The following is a 15,830-nucleotide window of genomic DNA, read 5'->3' on the forward strand; positions in this document are numbered from 1 at the left end:
GTCAACGTGCGCAACCGCGCACGCTCGGCGTGGGCATTCGTCACCATGCCCGTCCCCTCACCGGCACGCAGCCGCTGAGGAGAGATGCGACCCGTAACCGCCCTGTCGTAGGGGGCAGTCGGGAGCGCGACAAGGTGTGAACGAACCGAGCCGTACAAGCTCGGCCGTTCACGGCCGAGAAGGTGACCAGCTACTCCGAAGCCGCGACGCTCGAATGGCGCGGCTATGCCACCGTCTCCGCCGTGGCGACGCTCCGAGCCAACGACCGGTGAGCAAGTTCCTTCAGGAAGACCCTGGTTGCCCTGGTCGCCCAGTCAGTTGCCTTAGTTGTGCTCCTCGTCGATGGTGACGGCGGTGCCGTTGTCGAGATCGACGACCACCCGCACGCCGCCCTTCTTCGCCGCGGCCTCGAGCTCGTCCTCGGTGCAGGGCTTGTTGTCGCCGTTCTCGCCGCAGATCCAGCCGTTGCCGTTGATGGTCGTGTCGGTGGCGGTGAAGAAGGAAGTGGTGTTGCCGTCGTTGTCGAGGGTGTACTTGCCCGGGGCCAGGTAGCCGAGTTCCCCGGAGCTGAGCTTGCTCGGCTTGTCGGTGTCCGAGCCGCCACCGCTGCTGGAGTGGTCCTCGACGATGCTGACGGCTATGCCGTTCTTGATCTTCACCGTGGCGGAGACGCCCTTCTTGGAGGCGGCCTCGAGCTCCTGCTCGCTGCACGGTGTGGCGGCCTGGCCCTCGGCGTCGCCGCAGATGACACCGGCACCCTGGATGTCGGTGTCGGTCGAGGTGAAGAAGGCCTGCTTGGTGTCCTTCTGGTCGGAGACGGTGTACTTGCCGGGCGCCAGGTAGGAGACGTTGCCGAACCAGGTGCCGCTCACACCCTTGCCCTTGGACGCGCTGCCCGAGCCGCTGCCGGCCTGCGACTCCGCGTTGCCCGCGGAAGCCGAACCGGTGTCGCCGCCCTTGTCCTTCGTGTCCGACGCCGCGTTCGACGACTCGGAACCGCCCGACGCGGCGCTGTCGTCCGCGCCTCCCTGGCAGGCCGTGAGCAGCGTGGTCGTGGCCATCAGGGCGGCGGCGGTGAGGACGGCCTTGCGGCGGTGGTTGCGGAGCATGATGTGGTTCCCCCGTTGTTGTACGGATGTGCGGATGGTCGATCGGCCGGGCTGTGTGCCCTTCGCTGATCTTGAGCTTGCCTGATCGGATGTGTTCGGGGGAAGCGCAGTTACGAGGTGATGACGATCTCGGCGTGTCCCTGAGACACCGGGCCGACCGACACCGCGGCCTCGTCAGGCGTGGTGGGACGGTTCCGTGGCCGAGGTGCGCTCGCCGACGGTGAAGGCCGTACCGGCGGCGGGCACTCCGACCTCGTGCCAGCTGAACGGGATGCCGCGCGCGGTCTCCAGGTCCGGCCCGTCCATCAGCTGGAAGTGCAGATGCGGCTGCGTGGAGTTGCCGGAGTTGCCGCAACGGCCGAGCAGTTGGCCGGCGACGACCTTGTCGCCCGCCCGGACGTCCAGCGAGCCCCGTTGGACGTGTCCGTACACGGCGTACGTCGCTTCGCCCAGGTCGAGGACGATGTGGTTGCCCACGACCCGGCGGCTCCCGCCGAGCGTGCGGAAGACACCCTCGATGAGCCAGAAGTACAGCACTCCTGCGAGGGAGCTACGGCTGAGGTGGTCACGCTGGCCGTCCTCGGCGTGCACGACGGTGGCATCGGCGACCGCGTACAGCGGTGCCCCGAAGGCGGGGTAGTCCCGGTTGCGGTGGGCGACCGGCCAGAACCACACGGGGGCGGGACGAGCGGGCCCCTCCGCCGGCTCCGCCGCGATGTCGATGGCGTAGGTCTGGGCGAGGTGGTGCGTTCCGTGGCTCGGCACCTTGTCCGCGGGGCTGTTGACGGCCGACCAGCGGCCGGTGACCGGGGGTGCGACCTCCACCGGCGCCGGCGGCCGGGTCTCGATTCGATGCCGGGCGGAGCGCGAGGTCACCAGGCCGATGCCGATCGCGCCGAGTGCGGGCAGCCAACTCACCCAGTAGTTGTAGGGAAGTTCCATGAAGAATCTGACGACGATCTGGGCGAAGAAGACCAGCCACAGCGCGTATTGGATCCTGGCGGCGACCTTGCGTCGGTCTACGGACATGGTTCCCCCTCGTACGAAAAGTGGTCAGGTCACGGGGCGCGCGGCGGTGAGTGCCACCAGCAGCGGCACCGCTCGGCCCACAGGCACTTCGTAGCGGCCGCGCTCCGGAGTGTGGAGCCAGCCCGCACCGGTGAGTTGGCGCAGGTGGTGGTAGATCTGGCCGGTCGTGCCGATGTCCTCGAGCGACGCCAGTTCGGCGGCGGTGCGCAGGCCGCCGAGGATCTCCCGCAGCAGCCTCAGCCGCACCGGGTGGCCGAGCGCGGCGAACGACTCGGCCACCTCTGACCAGTCGTCGTCGAACAGCGTCTGGGTGAGCACGCCGTACTGCCACTCGTAGCGGTGCCCCGTCGGCACACGTACCGCCCCGGTGAACAGGACGGCTCCGTCCGTGTCCTGCGTCACCGGGTGACGCTCCTTCAGCGCGTCGAGGGCCCACAACTCGCCCTCTCCCACGACCGGCGCAGCAGGGGTCACGCTCTCCAACTGCGCCAGGCGTCGCTCGAGCTCGGAGACACGCTCTTCCAGATCCATGGCACGAGATTACGTAATTATGTAATCCCGTGCAAGCCGTATCGTGCCGCGCACGGTCCTGGCCCCCTGCGCGGGCTCAGCTGCCGAACACCGCCTGGGCGAGCCGCTCCTGCGCCTTCATGAAGGGTTCCGCCAGGGTCATTTCCGCGTCGTCCACGTAGTTGAGCGCGGCGGTCAGGGTCCTGCTGCCGTCGGCCGTGCTGTACATCAGGGCCGCGTGGCCGCTGTGGCCGCCGTTGTGGAACAGGAGAGTGTCGCCGCCGGGGCCGGTCTGCTGTACGCGCAGGCCGAGCCCGAAACCGCTCTCCGGGTGCGGCGTGCTCATCTCGGCGAGGAGCGGTGCGGGCAGCAACTCGCCGCGGGCCAGTGCGGAGATGAAGGTGTGCAGGTCCTCGGTGGTGGAGATCATGTCGCCGCCGGCATCGACCCAGGACGGGTTCTGTCGGGTGACGTCGACCGTGTGCGGCCGGCCGGAGTCCTCGTACCGGTAGTAGGCGTGGGCGTACGGCTCGGGGATGTCCTGCGAGGTGCCCGGCACCACCGTGCCCGTCAGGCCGAGCGGCTTCAGGATCCGCTCTTGTGTCACCTCGGCGCACGGGCGGCCGGTGACGTTCTCGACCAGCAGCCTGGCCAGCACGTAGTTGGTGTTGGAGTAGCTCCAGCCCGCCCCCGGCTCGAACCGCGGCGGCTTCGACAGCGACAGCCGGGCCAGGTCCCGCGGGCGGTACGTGTCGAATCGCTTGTCCACCCATTCCTTGCCCGCGATGGTCGAGGGGATCCCGGGGACCACGGTCCCGTCCTCGGAGAACTCGCCGGTGTGGTTGAACACCCCGCTGGTGTGCTGCAGCAGCATGCGCGCCGTGATGCGGTGGTCGAGGTCGAACTCGGGGAGGTGGTCGACGGCCGGTGCGTCGAGGTCGACCTTGCCCTCGGCCACCAGTTGCAGCACCAGCGTCGCGGTGAAGGTCTTGGTGTTGCTGCCGATGCGGACGTGCCCGTCCGCCGGGGGCTTGTCGTCGCCGCCCAGCTCGGCCGCACCGGCGGAGGCGCTCCACGTGCCCCGCTCGTCGTGCACCCGCAGCTGCACTCCGGTGATTCCGGAATCGACGATCTCCTGGAGGAGGCCGCGCAGGTGCGGTCGGCCCGGCTGGGCGGGGGAGTCGGCTGTGGTGCGCGGGGGCTGGCTCATGGTCGTCTCCTACGTGTGACGTGGTCTCCGGAGCCGTTTCCGAAGTGGTAGTACGGCGAGCCTGGTGCCTGCCCTAAGGTCAAGGTCAAGGTCAAGGTCAAGTGCGAGTCTTGACGGGGGAGTTGGGGACGGATGCGTGCCAAGGGTGGGCTCACCATCGGTCAGGCGGCGGCCTACGCCGGAGTCACGATCAAGACCGTGCGCCACTATCACCGGCTGGGACTTGTCGCCGAGCCGGAGCGGGACACGTCGGGCTACCGGCGCTACGGCTCGGCCGAACTGCTCCGGCTGGTCCAGGCGCGGACCCTGGCCGGGGCCGGAGTGCCGCTCGCCGAGGTCGGCGAACTGCTCGACGCGGGCACCGAGCGGTTCGCCGCCGCCCTGGACGACGTTCACTGCCGGCTCACCGACCAGATCGAGGACCTGGTCGCGCGCCGCGACACGCTGCACCGGATCGCCCACGGGGACAGGGCCCTGCTGCCCGACCGGGCGTGCGCGGCCCTTGACCGTATGGCCGAACTCGGCTTCAAGCCCGAGTACGTGGCCACGCAGCGAGAGGCGCTGGTGCTGACACGCGCGGTGGTCCCGGAGATGTTCGACGCCTTCCTGACCCGGCTCGAGCGCCTCCTGGACGATCCCGGGCACGTCGAGCTGACCAAGCGTGCCTGGGACGCGACTTCCTGGCCGCCCGACGACCCACGGCTCGACGAACTCGCGTCCGCGCTCGCCGAGAAGGTGCTGACCGACCGCGCGCTGCTGGCGGCGGGGACCGGACTTCAGGGCCGATCAGACGGCGCGGCCCGGTACGAACTGGTCAACCACCACCGGGAGGACGACGCGCCCGCCCTCGCCCGGCTGAACGCGTTGGTCGAAGCGCGGCTGCACGCGGCCGGTGTTGACTTCCCGCAGCGGTAGAGCGGTAGAGCGGTAGAGCGGTAGAGCGGTAGAGCGGTAGAGCGGTAGGGCGGTAGGGCGGTAGGCGGGCGTCGACCTGTGATGACCGTCATACCTGGAATGCGGTGCTACGACGGGGCGTTGGAGGGTTGAGTGCGCGCTGTATGTGCGCGCATTCTCCTGCCGGGCCACTCAGGGCGCTCATCAGGGCGCTCAACGCCACCGCCTGGCCCATGACTTCTACCGACTCTTGCGAGGTACACCCCCACATGAGCCAGCCAACAAACGTCGAGCGCGTGGACGCGCCCGACGACGGCGGCAGTTCGGCCGCCCCGCCCGCGGGCGGGCCTCAGGCGCGCGCAGGCGTCCTGATCGCGGTCCTCGTCGCCTCCGCGTTCGTGATGATCCTCAACGAGACGATCCTGAGCGTCGCCCTGCGTGACCTCACCGTCGACCTCGGGGTCTCCACGACGACGGTGCAGTGGCTCACCAGCGGCTTCCTGCTGACGATGGCCGTGGTCATCCCGATCACCGGCTTCCTTCTCGAGCGCTTCTCCGCGCGCCGGATCTTCCTGGCCTCGCTGACGGCGTTCAGCACTGGCACCCTGATCAGCGCCCTTGCGCCCGGCTTCGGCGTGCTGCTCACCGGGCGCGTGGTGCAGGCCTTCGGCACCGCCGTCATGATCCCGATGCTGATGACGACGGTGATGCGCCTGGTCCCCGCTGAGCGCCGCGGGGCGATGATGGGCACCATCACGATCGTCATCGCGGTCGCCCCGGCCATCGGCCCGACGGTGGGCGGCGCGGTGCTGTCCTCGCTGAGCTGGCGCTGGATGTTCTGGATCGTTCTGCCGCTGTCACTGACGGCTCTGGTGATCGGCGCGATATGGCTGCGCCTGGACAGTGAGACCCGAAAGGTGCCGCTGGACGTGCTGTCGGTGGTGCTCTCCGCCATCGGCTTCGGCGGCGTCCTCTACGGCCTCGCGTCCATCGGTGAGTCCGGCGGCGGGGAGCACACCATCGCGCCGTGGATGCCGATCGTCGCGGGTGTCCTGTCCCTCACCGTGTTCGTCCTGCGCCAACTGCGCCTGCAGCGCCAGGACCGCGCCCTGTTGGATCTGCGTCCGCTGGCGAACCCCACCTTCTCCGTGGCCCTGTTGCTGTCCGCGCTGCTGTTCATGTGCATGCTGGGCGCGGCCGCGATTCTGCTCCCGCTCTACCTCCAGACGGTGATGGGGACGACCACGTTCGTCAGCGGCCTCGCCGTCCTCCCCGGCGGCCTGCTCCTCGGTCTCCTCGGCCGCCCCGTGGGCCGGCTCTACGACCGTGTCGGCGCCCGTCCGTTGGTGATCCCGGGCGCGGCCGCGCTGGCGGCCTCGCTGTGGCTGTTCTCGCTGCTCGGCGCGGACTCCTCGCTGGTGGCGGTCATCGGCATGCACCTGCTGCTGATGGGCGGACTCGGCCTGATGATGACCCCGTTGATGACGGCGTCCCTGAGCGCGCTCCCGGACCACCTGCACTCCCACGGCAGTGCGATCCTCGCGACGATGCAGCAGGTCGCGGGTGCGTGCGGTACGGCGGTCTTCGTCACGGTGGCGTCCCTGGCATCCGAGGCCGCGTCCGGTGCGCCCGACGCGAGTGGCCTGAGCGCGGCGTTCATCCTCGCGGGCGTCATCGGCCTTGTGGCGTTCGCGACCTCACTGTTCTTCGGCCGTGGCACGCGCTCTTCCGGGCGCCCGTAGCCGAATCGGGGGGGCGGGGGCCGGGCTGGGAGTGACCCCATCCGTGGGGTTCAGGACGCGCCCCCCGCCGCAGCGTCGTCGACCTTGAAGTCCATGTTGACCTTGTCGCCGTCGACCGACTTCGCGGTGACCGTCATGCCCAGCTTCCCCCCGCCGTCGGTGAGTTCGCAGCGGACGGTCGCGCCCACTTCGGCCTTGAGGTCGTCCTCGCAGGTGATGTCGTCGGGCTCCCGGCCGATCTGCTTGCCCAGGGCCGTCGAGGCCTGCTTGGCGACCTCGTCCTTGCTCACACTCTTCGATCCCACGCTCGCCGAACAACCCGCCGCGAAGGCCACCGCCAACAGCGCCCCTGCTGCTCGTACGGCGATCCGTCGCTGAGTCGACTGCTGCATGGAGGCTCCTCTTGGGTCAAAGACTGGTCACGTCAAGCTCCGGGACGCGCAAGGTCGCCCCGTGGTTCCGGCCGCAATCTTTGCCCACGATGTCTTCACGATCGCAGTCTTCACGATCGCAGTGACGTCGCCCACCTGACTCTGCCGCCGGCCCCTCACGCGCGACGATCCGCTCGCCTCCGTGCGAAGTGGCTACGCGCCGCCACGCCCAGCAGTGCCGCGCCCGCCAAGCCGATCAGGAGCGCCGTCCACTCGGGCAGATGGGCGGCCCGTAGAAGGCCCGCGACACCAAAGCTCGTATTCCACCCCGCCTCGGTGGCCGCGGAGCCGAAGCCCTGAACCACCAGGATGGCGCCGAACAGCCACAACAACCCTTCACCTGAGCTGCGGTTCGACCTCTGGACCTGCTTCGTCATGGTGAGTTCCCCGTCTCCAGCGTCGACGCATCGTTGTGATGCGCTCGCATCACATCGTGCAGTGAAGTCGGATATGATGCAAGTGCATCGGAACAGGGAAGGGGAAGGCCGTGCCCAAGCAGGTCGACTACGAGGAGCGGCGCCGACGCATCGCGGAAGCGGTTTGCGCCCTGATCGCGTCTTCTGGCATGGAGGCTGTCAGCCTCCGTGACGTCGCTGCCCAGGCCCAGGTGTCCATGGGTGCCGTTCAGCGGTGCTTCCGCACCAAGCAGGACATGCTGCTCTTCGCCCTGGAACACATCACCCAACATGTCAGCGAACGCGCCGGCCGGCGCATCGCCGTCACCTCCACGCCCCAAGCCGCCTCGACCCTGCTCTCTCACACCCTGGCCGAACTCGCCCTGCTGGACGAGGAGTCGAGGACGCAGGCTCGCGTCTGGCTGGCCTTTGTCGCCCGAGCGCCCGCCAGCGAAGAGCTGGCCGCGGTACTGCACGAGACCTACGCCAAGCTCCACGACCTCGTCGTGTGGCTCATCCGCTACGGCCAGGACACGCAGGAAGTACGCCGGAACCTCGACCCCGACCTCGAGGCGCGAACACTCCTCGCCCTGGCCGACGGACTCACGGCCCACGTCCTGGCGGGCCACCACACCTCGACCGCGGCGCTGGCCATCCTCCAACACCACGTCGATCGCCTGCTCGAAGCCCCGCCCGCAGGCGGCTGACCCGGTGCAGTCGGACGCACCGGGCCATCAGGGGGTCACGGGAAGTGTCACGTGGTCTGTGCCTCGGCGCGCAGAGCGAAGAGGATCGTGGCCGCGTCCGCGGGGCGCGTGGGGCGGTAGCCGGTGAGGGTCTCGAAGCGGGTGAGGCGGTTCAGGATCGTGTTGCGGTGGCAGTACAGCTCGCGGGCCGCGGCGCTCGCCGAACCCGTGTCGCAGTAGGTGGTGACCGCCTCGACAAGGCGCTCACGCTCGTGCGGCGCCAGGTCGGTGAGACCGGCCAGCACCGTACGGGCCAGGACGGCGGCCGTGGGGCCGAGGCGGGCGACGGCCACCGGCATCCACACGTCCGCGAGGGCGACCGGCCCCGCGGCGTCAGGGGTCAACACCGAAGCGATGGCCTCGGTGATGCGCACGGTGTCGGGGATCCGCGCGAGACCCTGCGCCGTCGGGCCGAACGCGCACGCCACGTCCTCGAGCCACCGCGGGGGCCTGCCGTCCGCGCCGGGCGGCAGCGCGCTGATCAGGACGAGCATGCCGTGGTGCTGCTGCAGATGCGTGCCGCGGTCACCGAGGTGGGCGTCGACGGCCTCCCGTAGTCGGACCTGGGACTCGGGCGGCGCGATGGCGACCGTGAAGTCGTCGGTGGCCTCCACCTGGAGCAGCGTCGCGGCCTGCGCGAGAAGCTGCGGGTCGCGGCCGTCCGACGACAGGAGCCGTCCGATCAGCGTGGCCCGTTCCCGCGCGCGCTCGCGGTCCATCACGGCGATCTCGTCGACGTAGGCGGCATGGGTGTGGACCGCGTGGTACTCGACGGCCTCCCACACCCGCACCGCGCTCCGGGTCAGGTCGGGCAGACCGGCGGTGGGTGTGCGCTCCAGGAACTCGGTCCACAGCACCCGGAAGTCCGTGCGGATCGCCTGCATCAGCGCGTCCAGCGGCACGCCCTGGTGGGCGCGGCGGCGGCCCAACTGTTCGGAGGCGGCCAGCAGCTCCGGCGAGGTGGGCAGGTCCGCGATGATGCGCAGCAGGAGTTCGTAGCAGGTGCGGCCGATCCGCGTCAGCTCCGCCCGGTCGACGGCGCTCCGGTAGCCGTCGAACTGCGAGATCTCGTCGACGTAGCGCTCGACGAGGCGGTCCAGGTCGAGGAGGCAGTCGCGGACGAGGGCGTGCAGCGCCCGGGTCACCGGCTCGGACGCCCCGCGCTCCCGAGCCGCCTCCGCGGGTGCGGGCGGGGAGACGGCGGGGTCCGCGGCCGGCGGGTCCGTGGCCTTCTCCGCCCCCGCGGCGGTTCGCTTGTGCATCTGCCCATTATGGCGTCGTGAACCGTGAGCGGTCCACCACTGTTCGTAGCGCTGTTCACCAGGCATTCTGCTGATTGAGAGCGGAGCGCGCTCACCAAGGCCCCGGAAGTTCACTGGCCATTGCCCAATCGAAAGGGGCGGCGGCCCGGACCGGGCGCCGGCCACCGTGGGCCGCCGACCGCTCCTCTGCTTCGTCCGTGTTCGCCCGCCGCCGGCCCCCGCTCGTCCGGCCGCACCACCAGGCCTGAGGCTCATGATCGATCTGAAACTCACCAACGCCCGCATCCGTACCGTCGACGGCCGACGGCCCACCGCCCACACGCTCGGCGTGCTGAACGGCCGGATCGTCGGCCTGGACGACGACGTCGCACACCTCCCGGCGCGCACCACCGTGGACCTCCACGGCGCGACCGTCGTGCCCGGCTTCGCCGACGCGCACAACCACATGGCGTGGTTCGGACAGACCCTCGACGAGCTCGACCTGTCCGGCGCCGCCACCCTGGAAGCCCTCTACGACATGGTCGCGGCCCGCGCCGCCACCCTGCCCGCCGACGCGTGGCTGGTCGGCGCCGGATACGACGACACCGTGATGGGCGGACACCCGCACCGCGGCGCCCTCGACCGGGCCGCGGGCGGGCGCCCGGTGTGGCTCAAGCACCGGTCCGGCCACATGTGCGTGGTCAGCAGCGCCGTGCTCGACCGGGTGGGCGTGCTCGACGGCAGCGTGCGCGAGTCGGACGGCGGTGTCGTCGTCCGCGATGCCGACGGCAGCCCCACCGGACTGCTCCAGGAGCGCGCGCAGCACCTGGTCACCTCGCTCACCCTGCCGGTCTCCGTGGCGGGCCTCGCCGACGCGATCTCCAAGGCAGCCTCCGTGTACACGGCCGAGGGCCTCACCCACGTCACCGAGGCGGGCATTGGCCAGGGGCTCATCGGGCGCAGCCCCGTCGAGGCGGCCGCTTACCAACTCGCCCGCGAACGCGGCACGTTGCCGGTCCGCGTCGAGATGATGGTCGCCGGTGACAACCTCCACGCGCTCGCCGCGCACGAGTCCGACGGCATCACCAAGGGCATCGACCTCGGCCTGCGCACCGGCTTCGGCGACGACCGGCTGCGGATCGGCCCGGTGAAGCTGTGGCTCGACGGCTCCCTGATCGGCCGCACCGCCGCCGTCACCGAACCGCTGTGCGGGCACGGCCACCACGGCGTGTACCAGGACAGCCCCGACGACATGCGCGACCTGATGGTCGCCGCGCACCGGGCCGGCTGGCGGGTCGCCGCACACGCCATCGGCGACGAGGCCATCGACCTCGCCCTCGACGCCTTCGCCCGCGCGCAGGAGGCGCTGCCGAGGCCGGACGCCCGCCACCGCATCGAGCACTCCGGAGTCGTCCGCCCCGACCAGCTCGGCCGCTACGCCGAACTCGGCGTCATCCCCGTTCCGCAGCCGCACTTCCTGTACGCGGTCGGCGACACGATGGCCGAGGCGCTGGGTCCCGAGCGGATCGGCTGGCTGTACCGGCACCGTTCCTTCCTGGAGCACGGGCTGCGGGTGCCCGGCAGTTCGGACCGGCCGGTGGCCGCCGGCGCGCCGCTGCTCGGTATGCAGTCGATGGTCCAACGGCTCAGCCGCGACGGCCTGTTGCTCGCCGGTGACGAGCGGGCCACCGCCGAACAGGCGCTGCGCGCCTACACCCTGGACGCCGCGTACGCGAGCCACGAGGAGGACCGCCGCGGCAGCCTCACGCCCGGAAAGTACGCCGACTTCGTGGTGCTGTCCGACGACCCGGTCGCGGTCGACCCGTCCCGGATCGGGGCCGTCGAGGTCCTCGCCACCTTCGTCGAGGGTGCCTGCGTCCACGGAGCCGACTCTTTGAACGGCCTCGGCCCCGTGACCGGCGCCAGTGCCGACCTTCCCGTCCCCGCGCGGCCCAGCGCGTGACACCGCACAAGGAGCACCCCATGACGCAACTCGACCGCACGCGGGCCGAGGCGGACCAGGCGCCACCGGACGGGACCGGCCCCGTCGTCACCGGACAGGCGGCCGGACGCGTGGCCTTCGCCGCCTTCGTCGGCACGGCGCTGGAGTGGTACGACTACTTCCTCTTCGGCACCGCCGCCGCGATCGTCTTCGACAGCCAGTTCTTCTCGTCGCTCGACCCGGCGACCGCGACGCTCGCCGCATTCGGCACCTTCGGCGTCGGCTTCGCCGCCCGGCCCATCGGCGCCGTCCTGTTCGGCTGGCTCGGCGACCGGATGGGACGCCGCCCGGCCCTGCTCATCACCGTGATCAGCATCGGCATCGCGACCGGTGTCATCGGCCTGCTCCCCGGCTACGCGACCATCGGCCTCGCCGCACCGCTGCTCCTGGTCTTCCTCCGGCTGCTGCAGGGCGTCGCCGTCGGCGGCGAGTGGGGCGGCGCCGTCACACTCGCCGTGGAACACGCGCCGCCCGAGAAGCGCGGCCGGTACGCGGCGCTGCCGCAGATCGGCTCGCCCGTCGGCACGTTGATGTCCTCCGGCGCCTTCGCGCTGGTGCTGATGATGCCGGACGACATCTTCAACTCGTGGGGCTGGCGCCTGCCGTTCCTGTTCGCCTTCCCGCTGACCGCGCTCGCCTACTTCATCCGCCGCAAGGTCGAGGAGTCCCCGCTCTTCGATGAGCTGCTCCGCAAGGACCAGCGCGCCAAGGTACCGGCCGTCGAGGTGTTCCGTACGGCCTGGGGACGCCTCCTCGTGGCGATCTCCTCCGCCCTGCTCGGCGTCGGCGGCTTCTACCTGCTGACCACATTCGTCATCAGCTACGGCACCGGAACCCTCGGTCTGCCGAAGGGCCTTGTGGTCAACGCGACGCTCGTCGCGGCCGTGGTGGAGATCTTCGTCATCATGGCGATGGGCAGGGTGTCCGAGCGGATCGGCGCGGGCCGCGTGACCCTCTGGGGCGGCGTCGCCTCCGCGGTGTGCGCCTTCCCGGTGTACTGGCTCATCGACACCGGCAACCACTTCGCGGTGATCCTCGCCGTGGCGCTCGGCATCGCGCTCCTCGCGGTGACCTACGCCGTCTCGGGTGCCCTGCTGACCGAACTGTTCCCCGCGCATCTGCGCTACAGCGGGGTGGCCCTGGCCTACAACATCGCCGGTGCGGTGACGGGCTTCCTGCCCATGATCGCCACGGCTCTGCTGAACGCGGCCGGCGGTTCGGTGTCCTGGCCGGCCGCGGCGCTCCTCGCCGTGATCTCGCTGCTCACCGCGCTGGGCGGCCTGTTGGGCGCACGACTGCGCGTGCGCGACAACGTGCAGTAAGGACCAACACCTCGCCCCGTACGCCCCCTACGGCTGCTCCTCCCGCTTGATCCACTCGCTGCCGCCCAGCGGGTAGTCGTAGCCGGGGCGGCCGGAGTTGGCGCTCGTACGGAAGGCGCTGCCGGAGTTGTCGATGCGTACGGTGCCGTGGCGTGAGCCGCTCGACCAGTCCAGGGTCAGCTCCCAGCGGACGTCGTGCGCCGTGCTGTGCGCGTTCACGTAGAAGACCTCCGGGTCGGACTCGCTGACCTTGTACGGGAAGTCGCGCTGGCCGTTCTTGACGGTGACGGTGGGGCTGCCGTTGTCGAGGTCGATGTCGAACGACTTGGTCCAGACGCCGCCACCGCAGCCGACACCCATCGAGTAGTCGTTCCAGGCGAGCGGCGCCGCCTTGCCGACGACGCGTACGTGCAGATCCTCCAGGACCACCGTGTCGCTGCCCGTGCCCTGCACGGTGAGCGCGACGCGCTGCTCCCCGGAGGAGACCGCCCCGTACGCGTTCGCCCAGCGCACCGCGTCCTGCTCGGTCGCGGGCGGGCCGACCTGCTCCGGTTCGCTGTCGACCAGGAAGTGCTGGCTGCACGGGCTTTCGTAGACGTACGGGCGGGTGGCCACGTGGAGCGGGGTGGTGGCGCTGCCGGAGCCTGCGACCTTGGAACCGCCGGGCGCGGTGGACTTGCCGGGCCCCGTGGTGGTGGACGCGGAGGCGCCGTCCGCCGGCTTGTCGCCCTTCTTCTTGGCGCTCGCGGACGGCGAGGCCGACCGTGATGTGTGCGGGGTGCCGCCGTCGGTCGCGGCGGCGGTGGCACCGGCGGCCTGCTGCCGGTCGGCCGAGTCGCCGCGTCCGCCGGTGGACGGCAGGTTCACGGCGAGGACGACGGCCCCGAGCACGGCGGCCGCGGCCACGGCGGCGATGAGAGCGGTGCGGTTGCGTCGGCGCCCCGCGGGCTCGGCCACGGAGTCGGCCACGGACTCGACCAGGGGAGCGCCCGGGGGCTCGACCGCGAGGGCCGGCTCAAGCTCGGGAGTCGCTGGTGCGGCTGATGCTGCCGGCGCGGCCGGAGTCGCTGGTGCGGCAGACGCTGCCGGCGTGACCGGTCCCGCCCCTTGTTCCCCCTTACGCCCCCGGCCCGCGTCCGCCAGGATCCACCGGCGGTGCAGGTCGACCAGTTCCTGCGGCGTCGCCTTGCAGACCCGGGCGAGACGCTCGACCGGCGCGTAGTCGTTCGGTACAGCCGTGCCGTTGCAGTAACGGTGCAACGTCGACGTGCTCATGTGCAGCCGCTTGGCGAGCACCCCGTAGCTGAGTCCCGAACGGTCCTTCAGCTCTCGCAGCGACGACGCGAATTCGTCCGCCGCGCCGGCCCCCGGCCTCGTCCCCATATCCCCTGACACCCGTTCCTCCATCCCCCCCCCGCGTCCCATCCACGCATTCCAGGGGAAGCGTATTTCCCCAGGTCAGAGCCCATTTCGGCGTTCCAGTGTCCCCAATTCCCCGGCTGGCGTGGCAGTTGGGACGGATCACCCCACAAGCTGCAGTCATCCAAGCACCACAGCCAGCAAGACACCGAAAGGGCGCACTCATATGTCCAGCATCCGGAACTCCCGCACCCGTCTGATGACCGCCGCCGCGACCGTCGCACTCGCCGCACTCTCCCTGACCGCGTGCAACGACGGAACGGGCGTCAACGACGAGGGCGCGTCCGCCCCTTCCTCCTCCACCGCGTCGCCCACCGCCTCTGAGGGGCCCGCAGGCGACAACAGCGGCACCGGCGACAGTGGCACCGACCCCAGCGGATCCGGCGACAGCGACGGCGAGCCCGCCACGGAGGCCCCCGCCTCGAAGGACGCGGCGGCGACCCAGGCCCCCGCCGACTCCAAGGGCTCCGCCTCCACCAAGCTGGTCACCTGCACGGACACCAACACCAAGACGGTCGCGGCGCCGGTGAACCGCCCCGTCAACCACATGCTGCTCACCGTCACCAACACCGGCAGTACCGGCTGCTACCTCTACGGCTACCCGGCCGTGCAGTTCGGCGAGGCCCAGTCCGTGCCGCCGGTCATCGAGGACTCGCAGCCGCAGGCGGTCGTCACGTTGTCCCCCGGCGAGTCCGGCTACTCGGCCGTGAACCTGTCCTCCGCCGACGGTGGCGGCGAGGGCGGCCACACGGAGAAGAGCATCGCCGTCAACTTCCAGGGCCGTTCCGGCAAGGGGTCCGTGGGCACCTCGCACCCGGCTCTGCCCGCCAAGGGCGCCTACGTCGACAGCACCATCACGGTCACGTACTGGCAGCAGAACATGGACGACGCGCTCACCTGGTGACGGACGAACGTCGTCGAATCCGGCAGATGCGACTCAATGGTCGGACCTTACGCCAGTTGTGCCATAGTGAGGTTCCGATACAGCGAGCGGGTTGGGGAGGTGCCGACAGTGGCGGAATGGCGTCCGGTCAGGCAGTCGCGGACACATGAGCTCGTCCTGGAGAGCATCGAGGAGCAGGTGCTCGCCGGTGAGCTCAAGGCCGGCGACCGGCTCCCGCCCGAGCGTGAGCTGGCCCCGGTGCTCGGGGTCAGCCGGTCGGCGCTGCGCGAGGCGCTCCGGGTCATGGAGACCATCGGCGTCCTGGTGGCCACCGTGGGGCGCGGCCCGGATGCGGGCGCCCGCATCGTGCAGAACCCGGACGACGCTCTGGGCAGGCTGCTGCGACTGCACGTCGCGCTCGGCAGCTACAGCCTGGAGGATGTGATGGAGGCCCGGGTGACCTTGGAGCGCTCCAGCTTCGAGGCGGCTGCTCGTTCCGCGTACGAGGAACAACTGGCCGAAGCGGCGCAGATCCTGGAGCGGATGCGCGAACCGGGCCTGACCGTCGGCGAGTTCAACGACCTGGACACGCAGTTCCACGTCCACATCGCCCGCATCTCGGGCAACGACCTGATCTCGACGCTGACTTCCGCCGTGCGGGAGTCGGTGCGGACGCTGATCCTCAAGGCCGAAGAGGCCACCGGCGAGGACTGGCCGAGCACGGCCCGCGCGCTCAACGAGCAGCACACCGAACTACTGCGGCTGGTCCGGGCCGGCGAGGGCGGCCGCGCCGCCGACCTCGTCGAGGAACACATCCGCGGTTTCCACGGCACGCTCGTCGAGGGCGGCGGCCCGGCCGATCCGCGGTCCAGGCCCCGGGCCAAGAAGCGTTCCTAG

At 70.6% G+C, this 15,830-nt stretch carries 15 protein-coding genes; 7 read left to right on the plus strand and 8 right to left on the minus strand.

All coding sequences use genetic code 11. The features are described from left to right. Positions 1-323 precede the first annotated feature (323 nt). The 4 genes from ACWD2L_RS38100 to ACWD2L_RS38115 all read right to left on the minus strand — a co-directional run bounded on the left by ACWD2L_RS38100 (position 324) and on the right by ACWD2L_RS38115 (position 3,858). Positions 324-1,109 carry a hypothetical protein gene (locus tag ACWD2L_RS38100; protein ID WP_351340206.1) on the minus strand — a complete coding sequence of 262 codons (786 nt, stop codon included), beginning with the start codon at positions 1,107-1,109 and terminating at the stop codon, positions 324-326. 174 nt (positions 1,110-1,283) lie between these two features. Continuing rightward, a complete protein-coding gene (locus ACWD2L_RS38105; RefSeq protein ID WP_351340208.1) occupies positions 1,284-2,138 on the minus strand; it encodes a M23 family metallopeptidase in 855 nt (284 codons plus the stop codon). A gap of 24 nt (positions 2,139-2,162) precedes the next feature. Continuing rightward, a complete protein-coding gene (locus ACWD2L_RS38110) occupies positions 2,163-2,669 on the minus strand; it encodes an ArsR/SmtB family transcription factor (protein ID WP_351340210.1) in 507 nt (168 codons plus the stop codon). A gap of 76 nt (positions 2,670-2,745) precedes the next feature. Next, positions 2,746-3,858 (minus strand): serine hydrolase domain-containing protein, encoded by a 1,113-nt coding sequence (locus tag ACWD2L_RS38115; protein WP_351340213.1) that lies wholly within the window; start codon positions 3,856-3,858, stop codon positions 2,746-2,748. Between the two features lie 132 nt (positions 3,859-3,990). On the opposite strand from ACWD2L_RS38115, the gene ACWD2L_RS38120 reads away from it, so the two are divergent. Further along, complete coding sequence (locus ACWD2L_RS38120; protein WP_351340215.1) at positions 3,991-4,773, plus strand: MerR family transcriptional regulator; 783 nt, start codon at positions 3,991-3,993, stop codon at positions 4,771-4,773. A 248-nt stretch (positions 4,774-5,021) separates the two neighbouring features. After that, the gene (locus ACWD2L_RS38125; RefSeq protein WP_351340218.1) at positions 5,022-6,494 is read left to right on the plus strand and encodes a DHA2 family efflux MFS transporter permease subunit; all 1,473 of its coding nucleotides are present in this window, start codon (positions 5,022-5,024) and stop codon (positions 6,492-6,494) included. Positions 6,495-6,544: 50 nt separating this feature from the next. Here ACWD2L_RS38125 and ACWD2L_RS38130 read toward each other — a convergent pair whose 3' ends face one another. Both ACWD2L_RS38130 and ACWD2L_RS38135 read right to left on the minus strand, forming a co-directional pair. Then, positions 6,545-6,886 carry a DUF4333 domain-containing protein gene (locus tag ACWD2L_RS38130; RefSeq protein WP_351340220.1) on the minus strand — a complete coding sequence of 114 codons (342 nt, stop codon included), beginning with the start codon at positions 6,884-6,886 and terminating at the stop codon, positions 6,545-6,547. A 155-nt stretch (positions 6,887-7,041) separates the two neighbouring features. Next, positions 7,042-7,302, minus strand: coding sequence for a hypothetical protein (locus ACWD2L_RS38135; RefSeq protein ID WP_351340223.1), 261 nt, complete (start codon positions 7,300-7,302; stop codon positions 7,042-7,044). Positions 7,303-7,412: 110 nt separating this feature from the next. Here ACWD2L_RS38135 and ACWD2L_RS38140 point away from each other — a divergent pair, with 110 nt between their 5' ends. Continuing rightward, positions 7,413-8,027, plus strand: coding sequence for a TetR/AcrR family transcriptional regulator (locus ACWD2L_RS38140; RefSeq protein WP_351340225.1), 615 nt, complete (start codon positions 7,413-7,415; stop codon positions 8,025-8,027). Positions 8,028-8,074: 47 nt separating this feature from the next. On the opposite strand, the gene ACWD2L_RS38145 is transcribed toward ACWD2L_RS38140, so the two are convergent. Continuing rightward, a complete protein-coding gene (locus tag ACWD2L_RS38145; protein WP_351340228.1) occupies positions 8,075-9,328 on the minus strand; it encodes a PucR family transcriptional regulator in 1,254 nt (417 codons plus the stop codon). Between the two features lie 253 nt (positions 9,329-9,581). Here ACWD2L_RS38145 and ACWD2L_RS38150 point away from each other — a divergent pair, with 253 nt between their 5' ends. Then, on the plus strand, positions 9,582-11,270 hold the full coding sequence (locus ACWD2L_RS38150; protein ID WP_351340231.1) for an amidohydrolase: 1,689 nt from the start codon (positions 9,582-9,584) through the stop codon (positions 11,268-11,270). 20 nt (positions 11,271-11,290) lie between these two features. Then, positions 11,291-12,631: an MFS transporter gene (locus tag ACWD2L_RS38155; RefSeq protein WP_351340234.1), complete on the plus strand. Its 1,341-nt coding sequence runs from the start codon at positions 11,291-11,293 to the stop codon at positions 12,629-12,631. 27 nt (positions 12,632-12,658) lie between these two features. On the opposite strand, the gene ACWD2L_RS38160 is transcribed toward ACWD2L_RS38155, so the two are convergent. After that, positions 12,659-14,014 (minus strand): helix-turn-helix domain-containing protein, encoded by a 1,356-nt coding sequence (locus ACWD2L_RS38160; protein ID WP_351340237.1) that lies wholly within the window; start codon positions 14,012-14,014, stop codon positions 12,659-12,661. A 202-nt stretch (positions 14,015-14,216) separates the two neighbouring features. Between ACWD2L_RS38160 and ACWD2L_RS38165 the strand changes: the two genes are divergently transcribed. Beyond that, positions 14,217-14,954 carry a DUF4232 domain-containing protein gene (locus ACWD2L_RS38165; RefSeq protein WP_351340240.1) on the plus strand — a complete coding sequence of 246 codons (738 nt, stop codon included), beginning with the start codon at positions 14,217-14,219 and terminating at the stop codon, positions 14,952-14,954. Between the two features lie 108 nt (positions 14,955-15,062). Then, positions 15,063-15,830, plus strand: coding sequence for a FadR/GntR family transcriptional regulator (locus ACWD2L_RS38170; RefSeq protein WP_451193412.1), 768 nt, complete (start codon positions 15,063-15,065; stop codon positions 15,828-15,830).

Source organism: Streptomyces sp. NPDC002754 (assembly GCF_053592315.1).